Raw genomic sequence first — 14269 nt, forward strand, 5'->3', positions numbered from 1 at the left:
GGAGTTAGGAGCCGCAGCTAGACAAACGTCTCGAGCTGCTCAAAGCTAACGCTTCTCGCAAGGTACTCGAAGAAGCACTCTCTGGATGAAAACTGGCTATGCGCTGGAGCTAGACACTAATCTAAGTGTATAAACTCTATACGCTTATACAGGTACAGAATCCGCAAGCGCCTTTTCTGCCCTTATGTGCAGAGCCCAACTCCAGCTTCCACTTGCTAAAATGTGCAAGCATACCATTTTCAAACTGGCTAACCCTATTAAATTCCGATTTCGTTTGTAACCAAGCTGGCGTCGGGCAATGTAAGCAGCCACATGGCAAGCACTTATTAAACGGTTTGCTTTTGCTCTATCATTCCGTTACGGAAAAGTATATCGTCATTGGCCTATGAAGTGTGTCATATTCTGGCAACAAAACAACAGAGATTTTCACTTTTACCTTCGGATTTTGTCAATTTTCAGATTATTATCCCTGAGAGCAAAAGAATCCTGGATTTAATAGGAAACCACTATACTTTTCTTGGACTGCCTAAGGAATTTTATGTGATAGATTTTTGGGAACACCAAAAAGGACATAGCCATTTTGGCTATGCCCTTCTGCAATAATATTAGCGTCTTCTGTTGCGGTTACGCAGGAATGTTGGGATATCAAGAGCATCCTCACCCTGTGGTGACTGGTTGCTTCTTGGTGCTTCCTGCTGGATTTCTTCACGTTTTGGCTGTTCGCGCTTGATCGCGCCCATACCTGGCTTTTGCTGTCCGCCAAAACCTGGTCTTGTCGGCTTAGGCTGGACGACTTCCTCATTGAAGCCAGTTGCAATCACCGTAACAATAATTTCATCTTTTAGGTTATCATTGATAACCGAACCAAAGATCATGTTCACATCCTGATCTGAAGCAGAAGCAACAATATCTGCAGCTTCCTGAACTTCATAAAGGCTCAAATTCGTTCCGCCAGTAATGTTCATAAGGACACCCTGTGCTCCATCAAGTGATGTTTCAAGCAATGGAGAGGAAATAGCTTTTTTGGCTGCTTCTGTAGCACGGTTTTCACCTGATGCTACCCCAATGCCCATCAAGGCTGAACCTTTATTTGACATGATTGTTTTTACGTCAGCGAAGTCAAGGTTGATCAAACCAGGTGTAGCGATCAGGTCTGAAATACCCTGGACACCCTGGCGCAGGACATTATCCGCTTCGCGGAATGCTTCCAGCATCGGAGTGCTCTTGTCAACAATCTCAAGCAAACGATCGTTAGGAATGACGATCAATGTATCTACTGCTTCCTTCATCGAGGAGATACCGCCGCCGGCTTGTCCAGCACGCTTGCGTCCCTCAAAAGTAAATGGACGAGTCACAACACCCACTGTTAACGCTCCAAGATCTTTAGCGATCTGAGCGATAACCGGGGCTGCACCAGTACCGGTTCCTCCGCCCATACCAGCAGTAACAAATACCATATCTGCGCCTTTTAGCACTTCTTCGATTTGTTCTTTGCTTTCCTCGGCAGCTTTTTTGCCTACCTCAGGATTTGCTCCTGCACCAAGTCCGCGCGTCAATTTCGCGCCGATTTGCATTCTGATTTCAGCTTTGGAAAGGTTAAGTGCTTGTGCGTCTGTATTGACCGCGATGAATTCCACACCCTGGACACCGTGTTCGATCATTCGGTTAACCGCATTATTTCCGCCGCCGCCAACACCGATAACTTTTATAGTAGCAAGTGAATCTAAATTCGTATCAAATTCCAACATGACAAATCCTCCTAATTCGCCGAATTCCTGTTAGCTCTGATTATTCAAAAAAGTAGCCAAGAAATTTCTTCATTCTTGTGGTGACTTTTTCTTCAGGCTGTTTCTCAGGCTTCGATTTTGGATGCGGCTGTTTTTGAACTCTCTTTTCTTTTGGTTCCATTTCACTAAAAGCTGCTTCCATTTTCTTTCCTTTTAATTTTGCGTTTTTATATGCAAATTGGATTAAGCCTACTGCTGTAGTGTACTGGGGTTCCCTTACACCAATATAATCCGGAATAGCGATTCTTACCCTGCTTTGGAAAATATCCTGGGCAAGCTCCAGAACACCCTGCATATTGGCTGTTCCACCTGTCAGGACAAATCCGCCTGGCAGGTCCCTTATGTTCATATGTTTCAATTCATCCTGGACAAGGGAGAAAATTTCTTCCATTCTGGCCTCGATGATATCGGCCACTTCCAGCTGGTTGAACTGCTGCTGCTGGTCGCTGCCGATAATTGAAACCTCGAATACTTCCTCTTCCGATGCATGGTCATAAAAGGCATGTCCATGCTTCAATTTTAAATTATCCGCTTCTTCAGTTGTAGTACGCAAACCGATTGATAAGTCCTTAGTGATATGGTCTCCTCCAACCGGAATGACTGATGTACCTCTTAGGTGCCCGTTTTCAAAAACAGCGACCGTTGATGAACCGCCGCCGATATCAATCATTGCGACACCCATATTCTTTTCATCCTTTGAAAGCGCGAATGCTCCAGCGGCAAGCGGCTGCAGGCCAATATCCACGATCTCAAGTCCAGCCCGCTCAACACAACGAAGAGTATTATGTAAGATAGTCTTTGATCCAGTAATAATCGTTCCTTCCATTTCAAGCCTGACACCGATCATGCCCCTTGGATCATTGATCTCATCTAGACCATCCACGATAAATTGCTTAGGAATAACGTCTATTATCTCTCGCTCTGGCGGAATCGATACCACCTGTGCAGCATCAATGACTCTCGCAACGTCCTCGATCGTGATCTCGCGATTGTCGCTGGAAACTGCAACCACGCCATGGCATGGCAACAGGGAAACATGATTGCCGGTGACACCAACAATCACCTGGTTAATCTTTAAACCTATCATTCTTTCAGCTTGTTCGATTGCCCTTTTAATAGAATGAACGGTTTCATCTATATCAACAATGGAGCCCTTCCTTAACCCTTCGGACTTAACATTGCCAACACCAATTATATTTAATGTGTCATTGACCATTTCTCCAATGATTACCTTCACACTGGATGTACCGATGTCAAGACTGACGTATATATCATTGCTGTTCATTCTGTGGCACCTCCTTCATCAATTCCTAGTGTTCGAACAACAATTTCTAACTACTATCTAATTGCGTTTTATTTTTTAATTACAATACTTTATTCGTCACAATTAAATATTTCCCTTTTAAAATATCATTTTTTTTTCTACTTTTCACTTGTCGTTGACCATTTCGTCAATATTATTCTCCTGATGACGGCTATATTCTGGAACAGCCTTACCCCAAAGGCAAAAACTGCTGCTAAATACAAGTCTACACCAAGATGGACACCTAGAAAAGCTAAACTTGCTGCTAATACTATATTAAAAAAGAAACCTGATACGAAAACTTTTTCATCATAAATATTTTGCAGCTGGGCGCGAATCCCGCCAAACAAAGTATCGAGGGCAGCAAGGATCGCGATTGATAAATAATTGGAATACTCTTCCGGAATTCGGATATCGGTCAATAACCCAATGATGACACCGATGACCAATCCCATGATTGGAAGCCACATTACCCGTTGCCTCCCTCTTTTTCTGTTTTAGCAGATTCCATGTATCTGATCCTGATTGTGCCCTGATACGCAGGTACAACCAGATCGCCAACAGGCCTGTTCACCTTGACTTCCAAATTATCAATGAAGAAGTCCTCGGCAACCGCGGAAACCTTCATACGATTGTATAGCTTTTCGGCTGCGTCACCATTTTCTGTTATCACTTTTACTTCTATTGGGAAACGATTCAAGGAATGGCCATTAATTTTTGTCACCCTGTTTATATCCCGGATGACCGTTGTATTAATTACTCTTTCACCATCTACGGAGACATGCTTTGCGCCATATAAGTTCAATTCATTCAACAGCCTTTTGAGCATGTCCGGAGAAACTGAGGGTGGATTGCCACCTTCGACAATAAGACTGAAAGCAGGTTCTATCGAAAGCGTGATGCCAGGTCCGGTGACCTCTGTCAATCCTGCCTCTTCCTTTAATTCAGAGAGTGTTTCCCGAAGCACTTCTTCCTTGCTTTGCTGCCTCTCAGTTTCATACTTAGCAATTTTCTCTTCATTTGACCTGATTTCGAGAAGCAGCTTGGACTGTAATTCCTTCTCCTTCATTAAATCTTCCCGAAGCTGCCAAGTGTCACGTGTATCCCTGACTTCCGGTTCCTTCACGGTTTGAAACTGAATGGCGACCATTAATCCAATGATAGCAGCTATAACGCTGAAGCTAAGATTCCTTGGTCCGCCCAATGCTTTCACCTTGCTTTCTATAAAGCCTTTTCTTACATGGTCTAATCCATAATAAAAATGCCTTGCCAAAATATTTATGGCTTTCCTAATTGGGAAGTCAAAAATTGATCATTTGCCCAAAATTGGATCGATATGAATGTCTTCCTTTTCTTCTAAGGAAAAAACAATCTGATCATTCACAAGCTGATCTTTTACCCCACCGGTAATATTAAGAGCGGAGGAAAGAACATCGGGGTCGCCAATCGCAGTGATTTCAAATGGGGCAGGATGCTGGTAGCCATCAACAGTAATAACAGGGCCTGTACACAATATATAGGAATTGTGTGAGATCCGCTGACCATTTACAGCAATAGCTGCTGCACCTGAAATGTACAGTTCATTGATCACCTTGAATACATGATGCTCATGGACAAGATAATTATTGATATTCTTCTCATCAGGGTCGTACTCTCCATCAGCCAGTGTTACTTTTACACCTTTTCCGCTGACCTTTACCTTTCCAAGATACATACGGTATTTTTCAGCGTCCTCAGCCATGTTAAAGAAAACTTGAGCCTCTTTGGAAAGACTGGCTTCTATTTCCCTCACCTTTTCCTGCTTGGCATTCAACTCTTTCTGGAGCTCTCGGTTTTTTTCCTCCTGCTCTATTAAATCATTCCTCAAACTTAAGTGCTTCTCCCACTGTCTGTCCGTAAGGCCCTGGCTTTTTTCTCCCTCATCCTGCGTGACACGGAATGAAAAAGCGACCATGAAGCCCAGGACCAGGAAAACGATCGAAAGAATTACACGGTTACTGTTCACTTTCTTTTTCAATTTCAACTTCCTCAGCTTCCTCTGCTTCATATGCTTTAAAATAAGATCCAACCTCAAGGTCGATCACACCCTTCTTGGAAGGGTCAAGCTGGCTGACGATTGATGGGTAATGGGCCATTTTATCAGAAAAAGTCCTGAGCGAAGCATTCACCTCAAAACCGTCATTCATATACAGCTTAATGAGATATTGGTCCGTTTTGATTGGCTGTGAGTGGATTTCAGAAATTGAATTCATCACTACTTCTGGAAGTTCCTCCAATGCAGCGATCATTTCATCCAGGACTTTCCCTTCCTTAAATCCAATTAAAATGGGTGCATTAACAGGTATTTCATCCATCTGTTTTTCACCAAGGATATTCCCATTTTCAAGGACCGGGTAAAAATTCTTCCCCTTTGAAATATAGGCTAGCCTGCTATATTCTTCAAGCACGATGTCGACTGTATTTGGAAGCTTTATGTTCACATTAGCTTGCTTGATTTCCTGGATTTTTTCCAGTTCCCCTTCGATTTCACCCTTGCTGATTTTCCACACATTCGTGTCGAGGGAGATTCCGCTTTTTCCAACGATATGTTCATAAGAATAGGATTCATTTCCTGAAACAGTAATCTCCTTCACCTTGCTAAGCGGCGATTGAAAATAGATAACACCGGCTATTAATATAAAAAACATAGCCAGCAGCATGATAAGCCTGCGATTGGCTTTCTTGCGCCTTTGATGTTTTAACTTTGGAATCCGGTCTTCAATCGAGACGATTTTCCTCTTGTCCATTTCAATCCCCTCTTTATCGGCTGAACCCCTTCTCTGAAGAAAACTCCTTTTTCTTGCCCATGCAGGTTATAGCCATCTTTATATAATAATTATAGATCAGGAGCCACCCCATAAATTCAAATTAATTAAGGTATGTACAGCAGCACACTAAGAAAAGAAGAACCAACGGCATGAAAATTTGGCCATGCCGTTTCTATCAGGTAAGCATCCTAATCTAATGAATTATTATATCACAGAAATTGACAGCCTGAACCTCTTTCCTGCTATTTCCGGCCGATAATTTCTACCTCTGTCTCCATTTTCACACCATGTAAATCGAGGACTGTGTCCTTTACATGCTGTATCAGACCGAGAACATCCTCCGCCCTGGCATTTCCTTTGTTTACAATGAAATTCGCATGAAGCTCGGAGATTTGCGCTCCGCCGATTTGATGGCCTTTTAAGCCTGATTTTTCGATTAAATTACCAGCATAGTTTGGCAGGGGATTCCTGAAGACACTGCCGCAGCTTGGAAAATTATATGGCTGTGTTTCTTTTCGATAATCCTTGTTTTTTTGCAGCTCAGCGACAATTTCATCCTTATTTCCTTCCTTAAGCCGGAAAATGGCTCCTACAACAATCCCTGGTCTTTCTTTCTGAAGGACTGATGTCCGATATGAGAATTTCATCTCTTTGTTAGAGAGCCATTCAAGAGAGCCATCTTCAAAGAGTACATAGGCTTTCTCGAGGATTTGTGAGATATCCGATCCGTGGGCTCCGGCGTTCATATAAACCGCACCGCCGATCGACCCTGGAATACCGCCTGCAAATTCCAGTCCTGAAAGCCCTTTCCGGCTAATGGTGATTGCAAAATTGACCAGCGAAAGGCCTCCGCCAGCTGTCACTCTTGTGCCATCAATCTCCAAATCATCAAGCCCGGAACCCAGCTTAATGACAACACCTTCGATTCCTTTATCTGAAACGAGGAGATTCGATCCTCTCCCGATTACGGTCCATTTAACACCAGAACCCTTAATGACTTCAACCGCTTTTCTTAGATTTTCTATTGATGAAGGTTCAATAAGTATGTCCGCAGGTCCGCCTATTTTCATCGATGTGTGGTTTGCGAGCGGTTCATTTTCCTTTATCGAACCGATGCTCAAATCTCTAAGTTTGCTAGCTAGATCCTTCATAATACCCTTCCTTTCACGATACAGCTTTTGAACAGTTTATGCAGCTGCATGCCTATAGGCTACTTTTTCGCCAATTCCTCCATGAGACGGTACAGTCTCTGGGCAGCGTCAGGGATGCCTAGTTTTTTCGCGGCCTTCTTCATTTCTGCCAGTTTCTCTTCACGGCCCAAAATATGGTCAATGCTTTCTACCAGTTTAGGACCTGTGAGATCTTTTTCAAGCAGCAATCTGGCTGCTCCATTTTCACTTAATGCCCGGGCGTTTTTTTCTTGATGATTGTCGGTTACATAAGGGCTTGGAATCAATATGCTGGGAATCCCCAATGAAGTGAGTTCAGCCAACGTAGTCGCCCCTGCTCTTGCTACTGTTAAATCTACCCCGGATAACACCTCTGGCATATTGTGTATGAAAGGTTTGATGATGACGTTTTCCGGATTTCCTACAAGCTCGACTTCCTTCCGGACATCTTCAAAATGAACATCACCCGTTACATATAAAACCTGATAGGGTTTGCCGCTTAATTCAGTCAGGCTTTTTACGACTGCCTCATTAATGGGCCTTGCACCCCTGCTCCCGCCAAAAATGAGAACTGTCGGGATTTTTAGCTTCAGGCCGGCAGACAACCTGCCTTTGATTCCATCCTGCCCCAACACCTCGGACGCCCTCGGGTTACCAGTCAGCACAACCTTTTGCTCAGGGAAGAATTCCCTTGCTTCCTCGAAGCAAATGGCGATTTTATCAACATAACGGCTCAGGAATTTATTTGTCAAACCAGGAACGCTATTTTGTTCATGGACAATTGTAGGTATGCCCATTTTCGCAGCTGCATAGACCACAGGCCCGCAAACATAGCCGCCGGTACCAATGACCACATCTGGTTTGAACTCCTTGAGCATTTTTTTACTGTCCCGAACTCCTTTAAGAAACCTTAGGACCGTCTTTACGTTTTCAAATGATATCTTTCGTTTGAACCCTGTGATATGTATGGATTTGAACGGGATGTTTTCCCTGGGCACAAGCTTGCTTTCAAGACCTTTCTCTGTCCCTATGTAAAGAAACTCAACATTTTCATCCTGTTTTTGAATTTCCCTTATGAGTGCGAGCGCAGGGTAAATATGCCCTCCTGTACCGCCGCCGCTAACTGCAATCTTCATTTTCCACACCTCAGTAACTTATCTCTTTTTTAAGACTCTATCGCAAACTTTGTTACTCTCTCAACAAATAGTAAAAACCGGCACCTGTGCTTTTACGAGTATAAAGCATTGCTTGTTCTTAAGCCTCCTCGAAAAGCGCCCGATACCTTTACTATCCCGAATACGAGTACTCGTCTAAAAGCAACAATCAATACGAGAACAGCCTTTTTTAATCACGTCCATCACGCTTGCATTTACACACCAGTTTTTTTCCGGATTGCGTGATGTGAATTATGACTGTGAAAAAGGAGCCTCTTTAAAAAGGCACTCCCCGGTTTTACCCTATTCTACTATATTCTAAACTTCAGAACAGTTTTTAAAGATATTGTTATTTAAATGTAATATAGCATGAACATAGCCATATTCCTAACATATTCATAGAAGATGTCCGAATTTCCGGCTCCTTTTTAAATCATAATTTACAGGAGGAAAAGTATTCAAAAACAAAAGACCCTGATGGCAGGGTCTTTTGTTTTTGTAACAGTTTAATATCTCGAGTGGCGGCTGATATTCAGCAGCACCCCTACAGCCATCAGCATCAATGTCAGGGATGAACCACCGTAACTCAGGAATGGGAGCGTGATACCGGTAACAGGCATAAGCCCGGTTACAACACCGATATTGATCATTACCTGGATCGCAATCATCGCGATGATCCCAGTCGCGAGGAAGGTTCCGAATAAATCGGGAGCTCCCAGCGCGATTCTTATCCCCCTCCAAAGCAGTAATGAAAATAATAGAAGAATCAGGGAACCGCCGATGAACCCGAGCTCCTCAGCAAGAATCGCAAAGATAAAATCCGTTTGCGGTTCAGGCAGGTAAAAGAATTTTTGCCTGCTCTGACCAAGACCAAGGCCGAATAATCCTCCTGGTCCGATCGCGTACAGCGATTGAATCATTTGGAAGCCACTTCCTAGCGGATCCTGCCAGGGGTCGAGGAAGGATGTAATCCGTTTCATCCTGTATGGAGCGGAAATGATCAATCCGACAAAGCCGGCCATCCCTAATAGTCCGAGGCCGACAAAATGACTGATCCTGGCACCTGCAATAAAGATGATGACCACAGAAGTGCCAACCATGACGGTTCCTGTACCTAAATCCGGCTGCAGCATAATTAGCCCAAATGCCAAAAATACAAGCCCTAATGAAGGAAACAGTCCCTGCTTAAATGAAGTGATCGCCTTCTGGTTCTCTGACAGAAATTTCGCGAGGAAGGCAATCATCGCGATTTTCATGAACTCGGATGGCTGTACTGAGAAGGCTCCTACTCCTATCCAGCTCCTGGATCCATTCCGCACATTGCCGATTCCAGGGATCAGCACAAGGATCAGCAGAATGAAACAGATGATCAATATGACTTTTGCCCATGTCCTCCATGTCCAGTAGTCAATATTCATGATAAAGAACATCGCGACGATCCCGACGCCTGCAAACAGCATTTGCCGTTTCGCAAAGAAGAAGGAATCATTGAACTTATAGTCCGCCCAGACAGCACTTGCACTGTAAACCATGATTAAACCTACTGCCAAAAGCGTAAATGTTACAATCATTAGGAATATGTCTGGAGTCGTTTTTTTTGTTGGCAAAGCAATACACCTCGGCTGTATGATTTAGGGCTCATATGCCGCTTCCCATCCAGCCTGCAATGAGGCCAAGTATCGGTGAGTCATGTTGTTCAAGACAAGCCCTTACTTAAGCTTATGCACGGCCTCGATAAACATGTCTCCCCTGACCTCAAAAGTTTTGTACTGATCCCAGCTTGCGCAAGCAGGAGACAGCAGGATAACATCGCCTGGTTCTGAATGTTCAAATGCCACGGGAACGGCCTTTTCCACATTATCGGCCCGCAGAATCGTTTTTATTCCTGCATCATGTCCAGCCTGTCCAACTTTTTCAGCTGTTTCTCCAAAGGTGATCAAGGTCTTTACATTTTTCAGTGAAGGAACAAGCTCATCAAAAGAATTGCCTCTGTCAAGACCGCCGGCCAGCAATACAATCGGAGCTTCGAACGCCGCCAGGGCATTTTCAGTTGCTAAAATATTGGTTGCTTTAGAGTCATTATAAAATTTACGTTCATCGATAGTAGCCACATACTGGAGCCTGTGGCGAACGCCTGCAAAGGTAGTAAGCACCTTATTGATGGCTTCTTTATCTCCACCTGAAAGCAGCGTCGCCGCTACGGCCGATAGTATATTCTCCAGATTATGCTTGCCCGGCAGGACGATATCCTTGGTTTCAATAATCTGCTCCCCGTTAAAGCAAACCCAGCCATCCTTCACATAAGCCCCACTTTCAAGCACCTTCCTTGTTGAAAAAGGAACAATGTGCGCTCTTGAATTTCGGGCAATTTCCATGCATTCCTCCTGGTCGGCATTGATAATCAGGAAGTCTTCTTCAGTCTGGTTCTGTGTGATCCGAGCCTTGGCTCCCATATATTCTTTCCTCGTGCCGTGATAGTCAAGGTGAGCATCATACAGATTTGTAATAATGGCGATACGTGGTTTAAACTGATCGATCCCCATCAATTGAAATGATGACAATTCGATTACGATTGTATTTTCAGAAGTTGCTTCCTGGGCAACACCTGATGCAACAGTTCCGATATTGCCTGCAATCAACGGATGCTTATCCCCCGCTTCAAGCATTTCGAAAATCAGCGTGGTAGTAGTCGTCTTTCCGTTCGTGCCTGTTATGCCAATCAGGGGTGCATCAGAAATCTGGTAAGCCAGTTCAACCTCTGTAATAACCGGAATTCCTTTTTCAATCGCTTTTTGAATCATAGGGTTATAGTATGGGATTCCAGGGTTCTTGACGACCAGTTCAAAACCTTCGTCCATCAATTCGATTGGGTGGGTTCCACAAACAACCTTGATTCCCTGCTCAAGCAACCCTTGCGCTTCTGGATTTTCAGCAAGGGGCTTGCTGTCGTTGACCGTTACAAAAGCCCCTAATTTATGTAGAAGAGCCGCTGCGCTGACTCCACTCTTGGCAAGGCCAAGTACAAGTATTTTTTTATGTTGGTATGTTTTGATATATTTCATTTAGATCCACACCTCAATATAAATTCCTAGAATCGCGAAAAGCAGGCCGACAGTCCAGAATGTGACAACGACACGCCATTCTGACCAGCCAATCAACTCATAGTGATGGTGAAGCGGACTCATCCTGAAAATTCTCTTCCCTGTGGTTTTAAATGAGATAACCTGAAGGATAACAGATAATGTTTCAATCACGAAAATACCGCCAATGATGATTAGTATTATCTCAAGCTTTGCAAGGATGGCGACAGTTGCGATCGCCCCACCCAGAGCAAGCGAACCCGTATCTCCCATGAACACTTTCGCCGGATGCGCATTAAATACCAGGAAACCCAAAACAGCGCCCACGACCGCTACCGAAAAAATCGACAGCTCGTATTGAGACTGGCTCCATGCAAGTACAGCGAATGCACCAAACGCAATGGCTGCAGTACCGGAAACCAGCCCGTCAAGCCCGTCCGTCAGGTTAACAGCATTGGAAAACCCGACCATCCAGAAAATAATGAACAGGGCATATCCCCATCCAAGATCAAAAGAGATGTCAGTTAATGGGATGCTGACTTCTGTTGAAAAATCACTCTGCATGAATATGAAATAAAAAATGACGGAAATAATAATCTGACCAAGCAGCTTTTGTTTTGAAGTCAAGCCAAGATTTCGCTTCATAACTACCTTGATGAAGTCATCCATAAAGCCAAGCAGACCAAATCCTAAAGTAACAAATAACAACAGATACGTTTCCACTGAAGGTTGAGAGAACTTCCCTGTCATCACAAGTGTCGTAATTGTGATGGAGATTAAGATCATCACGCCGCCCATTGTTGGTGTACCTGTTTTTTTCTGATGCGATTTCGGCCCTTCTTCTCTGATGCTCTGGCCAAATTTAAGCCTTCTCAAAAAAGGAATAAACACTGGAGAAAGCAGAACAGTGATCAGGAATCCCATCAATATTGTGAAAAAGATAACTTGCTCCAGCATTCTATTCCTCACCTGCCTTATTCTTATTGCTGCCAAGACCATTGATGTTTTCAGCCATCACAGCTATATCATATGATTCATCAGCTTCATTAAGAAGTGCTTTGTTCAGGAAAATGAATTTAGTTCTTTCCTTGATCTCTTCGTGTTGTGATAAGTAATCGTAGTATGAGTTCATAATTTTCTCTAAGCCTTTCAAATTATCTTTTGTGTAAAAAACCGGGAAGTGATTAGGCGCATAAGCCGGCACCTGCTCGCCTTCAGGCCAGACAGCTGCCACAGCGCCATTCGATATCGCTTCCTGCAGAGTACCTGAATCATTCGATACAGGGACAAACAGCCCTTTAGGCTGTTTGGCTTCAGCGAGACTGCTTACAGTATGAAAGCGGATATTCTCACCCTTTATTCCAGTTGTTCTTGAAAATAGACTTGAAACATCCTGGTATGTCAGCATATTACCTCTCCTCTATCGCCTCGCGTGCCACAATCCGGTCATCAAAATCAAATGTTCTGTCACCAATTTGCTGATACGTTTCGTGGCCCTTGCCAGCAATCAGGATGACATCTCCTGACTTCGCATTTTTCACGGCATGCTGGATAGCTTCTTTCCGATCAATGATTGAAGTATAAACTTCACCCTTTACTCCTTCTTCCATATCCTTGATGATTTCTGCCGGATCCTCGCTTCGGGGATTATCCGATGTGAAGATAGCATCTGTAGAATATTCACAGGCGATTTTCGCCATAAGCGGACGCTTTGTGCGATCACGGTCACCACCACAGCCTACTATACAAAATACCCTTTTCTGGGCAAATTGCTGTATGGTCTTCAGTACATTCTCAAGGCTATCCGGTGTATGGGCATAGTCAACAATCACAGAGAAATCCTGTCCCGCATCGACTACTTCAAATCTTCCCGAAACTCCCTTGACACCTTCCACAGAGGCGATGATATCATCTAAAGATAAGCCGGAAACTACGGCAGCTCCGATACTGGCGAGTACATTATAGATGCTGAACTTGCCGATCAACTGGATGTTTACCTTTTTCACGCCAATAGGACTGACCAAATCAAATGATGTACCGCTTGCTGTCATTGCGATGTTGACCGCCTGCAGGTCAGCATGGTTATCAATGCCGTAAGTTAATATATGGGCAGTTGTCAGCATGGCGAATTCGTCACTTGCCGGATCATCTGCATTCAGGACAGCAAATTTAGGTTTCTCATGGTTGAAGGCATTTCCGAGCTGTGAAAACAGAAGCCCCTTCGCTTTTCTGTATTCTTCCATTGTCTTGTGGTAGTCCAAATGGTCCTGCGTCAGGTTTGTGAAAACAGCAACATTGTAATCCGTACCATGGACACGTCCATAAACGAGCGCATGCGATGATACCTCCATTACTGCTGACTTCACCTGTTCGTCAACCATCCTCTTGAATGTCTTTTGCAAAGTCAGGCTTTCAGGAGTTGTATTCTTGACTTCAAAGATTTGCTCGCCGATTTTTGTGTACATCGTTCCAATCAGACCGGTCTTCTGGCCAGCATCCTTGAAAATCTGTTCAATAATATGGCTGGTCGTTGTCTTTCCATTGGTACCCGTTATCCCTACCATATGAAGCTTCTGGCTGGGCTGGCCGTAAAAAGCATCAGCAAGCACTGCCATTGCCCGGACAGTGTCCTTGACAACAATTACCGGGACATTCACAGGTAATTCTCGTTCAGCGAGAACGGCTGCAGCTCCATTTTTCACTGCTGAACCAGCAAAATCATGACCATCAACTGTATAACCTTTTATGCATATGAATAAACTTCCAGGAGTCACTCTGCGGTTATCATTCTCAATTGAAGTAATTTCGGGATTTTCTCCCTTGTAATCCACGAACGGGCGCAAGTAACCAATCAATTCGTGTAATTTCATAAATATCAAATCCTCTCAAACAACATGGCGACTCTTATTTTACATGATTAGGCTGAAATTAGCCATTGTGGAGATGAAAAGAACAAGCCCTTTTTACGT

Annotated in this window: 13 protein-coding genes; all 13 read right to left on the reverse strand. The window is 43.9% G+C overall.

What is annotated here, in order from left to right; all coding sequences use genetic code 11:
* Nucleotides 1-605: 605 nt before the first annotated feature.
* Nucleotides 606-1748, reverse strand: coding sequence for a cell division protein FtsZ (ftsZ, locus tag J7E35_RS04430; protein WP_214777318.1), 1143 nt, complete (start codon nt 1746-1748; stop codon nt 606-608).
* 40 nt (nt 1749-1788) lie between these two features.
* Nucleotides 1789-3072, reverse strand: a complete 1284-nt coding sequence (ftsA, locus tag J7E35_RS04435) for a cell division protein FtsA (RefSeq protein WP_214777320.1) — start codon at nt 3070-3072, stop codon at nt 1789-1791.
* Between the two features lie 137 nt (nt 3073-3209).
* On the reverse strand, nt 3210-3560 hold the full coding sequence (locus J7E35_RS04440; RefSeq protein WP_023614986.1) for a small basic family protein: 351 nt from the start codon (nt 3558-3560) through the stop codon (nt 3210-3212).
* The gene (locus J7E35_RS04445) at nt 3560-4240 is read right to left on the reverse strand and encodes a DUF881 domain-containing protein (protein WP_214777726.1); all 681 of its coding nucleotides are present in this window, start codon (nt 4238-4240) and stop codon (nt 3560-3562) included. The genes J7E35_RS04440 and J7E35_RS04445 overlap by 1 nt, the downstream gene beginning before the upstream one ends.
* Before the next feature lie 162 nt (nt 4241-4402).
* Nucleotides 4403-5137 (reverse strand): DUF881 domain-containing protein, encoded by a 735-nt coding sequence (locus tag J7E35_RS04450; RefSeq protein ID WP_214777322.1) that lies wholly within the window; start codon nt 5135-5137, stop codon nt 4403-4405.
* Nucleotides 5085-5876: a cell division protein FtsQ/DivIB gene (locus J7E35_RS04455; RefSeq protein WP_214777324.1), complete on the reverse strand. Its 792-nt coding sequence runs from the start codon at nt 5874-5876 to the stop codon at nt 5085-5087. Before J7E35_RS04455 ends, J7E35_RS04450 begins: the two co-directional genes overlap by 53 nt.
* Before the next feature lie 263 nt (nt 5877-6139).
* Nucleotides 6140-7048: a UDP-N-acetylmuramate dehydrogenase gene (gene murB, locus J7E35_RS04460; protein WP_214777326.1), complete on the reverse strand. Its 909-nt coding sequence runs from the start codon at nt 7046-7048 to the stop codon at nt 6140-6142.
* 59 nt (nt 7049-7107) lie between these two features.
* The gene (gene murG / locus J7E35_RS04465; RefSeq protein ID WP_214777328.1) at nt 7108-8202 is read right to left on the reverse strand and encodes an undecaprenyldiphospho-muramoylpentapeptide beta-N-acetylglucosaminyltransferase; all 1095 of its coding nucleotides are present in this window, start codon (nt 8200-8202) and stop codon (nt 7108-7110) included.
* Nucleotides 8203-8726: 524 nt separating this feature from the next.
* Nucleotides 8727-9827, reverse strand: a complete 1101-nt coding sequence (gene spoVE / locus J7E35_RS04470) for a stage V sporulation protein E (protein ID WP_214777330.1) — start codon at nt 9825-9827, stop codon at nt 8727-8729.
* A gap of 102 nt (nt 9828-9929) precedes the next feature.
* Nucleotides 9930-11282, reverse strand: a complete 1353-nt coding sequence (gene murD, locus J7E35_RS04475; RefSeq protein WP_214777332.1) for a UDP-N-acetylmuramoyl-L-alanine--D-glutamate ligase — start codon at nt 11280-11282, stop codon at nt 9930-9932.
* On the reverse strand, nt 11283-12257 hold the full coding sequence (gene mraY / locus J7E35_RS04480) for a phospho-N-acetylmuramoyl-pentapeptide-transferase (protein WP_214777334.1): 975 nt from the start codon (nt 12255-12257) through the stop codon (nt 11283-11285).
* Between the two features lies 1 nt (nt 12258).
* Nucleotides 12259-12708: a hypothetical protein gene (locus J7E35_RS04485; protein WP_214777336.1), complete on the reverse strand. Its 450-nt coding sequence runs from the start codon at nt 12706-12708 to the stop codon at nt 12259-12261.
* Between the two features lies 1 nt (nt 12709).
* Nucleotides 12710-14170: a UDP-N-acetylmuramoyl-L-alanyl-D-glutamate--2,6-diaminopimelate ligase gene (locus tag J7E35_RS04490; RefSeq protein WP_214777338.1), complete on the reverse strand. Its 1461-nt coding sequence runs from the start codon at nt 14168-14170 to the stop codon at nt 12710-12712.
* Nucleotides 14171-14269: the final 99 nt, after the last annotated feature.

It is taken from the genome of Bacillus sp. ISL-45 (genome assembly GCF_018613195.1).
Classification (GTDB): domain Bacteria; phylum Bacillota; class Bacilli; order Bacillales; family Cytobacillaceae; genus Mesobacillus.

Coding starts and splice junctions, on each gene's coding strand:
- mraY (WP_214777334.1), bottom strand. CDS start 12,257: ATGCTGGAGCAAGTTATCTTTTTCACAATATTGATGGGATTCCTGATC.
- J7E35_RS04440 (WP_023614986.1), bottom strand. CDS start 3,560: ATGTGGCTTCCAATCATGGGATTGGTCATCGGTGTCATCATTGGGTTA.
- murB (WP_214777326.1), bottom strand. CDS start 7,048: ATGAAGGATCTAGCTAGCAAACTTAGAGATTTGAGCATCGGTTCGATA.
- murG (WP_214777328.1), bottom strand. CDS start 8,202: ATGAAGATTGCAGTTAGCGGCGGCGGTACAGGAGGGCATATTTACCCT.
- ftsZ (WP_214777318.1), bottom strand. CDS start 1,748: ATGTTGGAATTTGATACGAATTTAGATTCACTTGCTACTATAAAAGTT.
- J7E35_RS04490 (WP_214777338.1), bottom strand. CDS start 14,170: ATGAAATTACACGAATTGATTGGTTACTTGCGCCCGTTCGTGGATTAC.
- J7E35_RS04450 (WP_214777322.1), bottom strand. CDS start 5,137: ATGAAGCAGAGGAAGCTGAGGAAGTTGAAATTGAAAAAGAAAGTGAAC.
- murD (WP_214777332.1), bottom strand. CDS start 11,282: ATGAAATATATCAAAACATACCAACATAAAAAAATACTTGTACTTGGC.
- J7E35_RS04485 (WP_214777336.1), bottom strand. CDS start 12,708: ATGCTGACATACCAGGATGTTTCAAGTCTATTTTCAAGAACAACTGGA.
- ftsA (WP_214777320.1), bottom strand. CDS start 3,072: ATGAACAGCAATGATATATACGTCAGTCTTGACATCGGTACATCCAGT.
- J7E35_RS04445 (WP_214777726.1), bottom strand. CDS start 4,240: ATGGTCGCCATTCAGTTTCAAACCGTGAAGGAACCGGAAGTCAGGGAT.
- J7E35_RS04455 (WP_214777324.1), bottom strand. CDS start 5,876: ATGGACAAGAGGAAAATCGTCTCGATTGAAGACCGGATTCCAAAGTTA.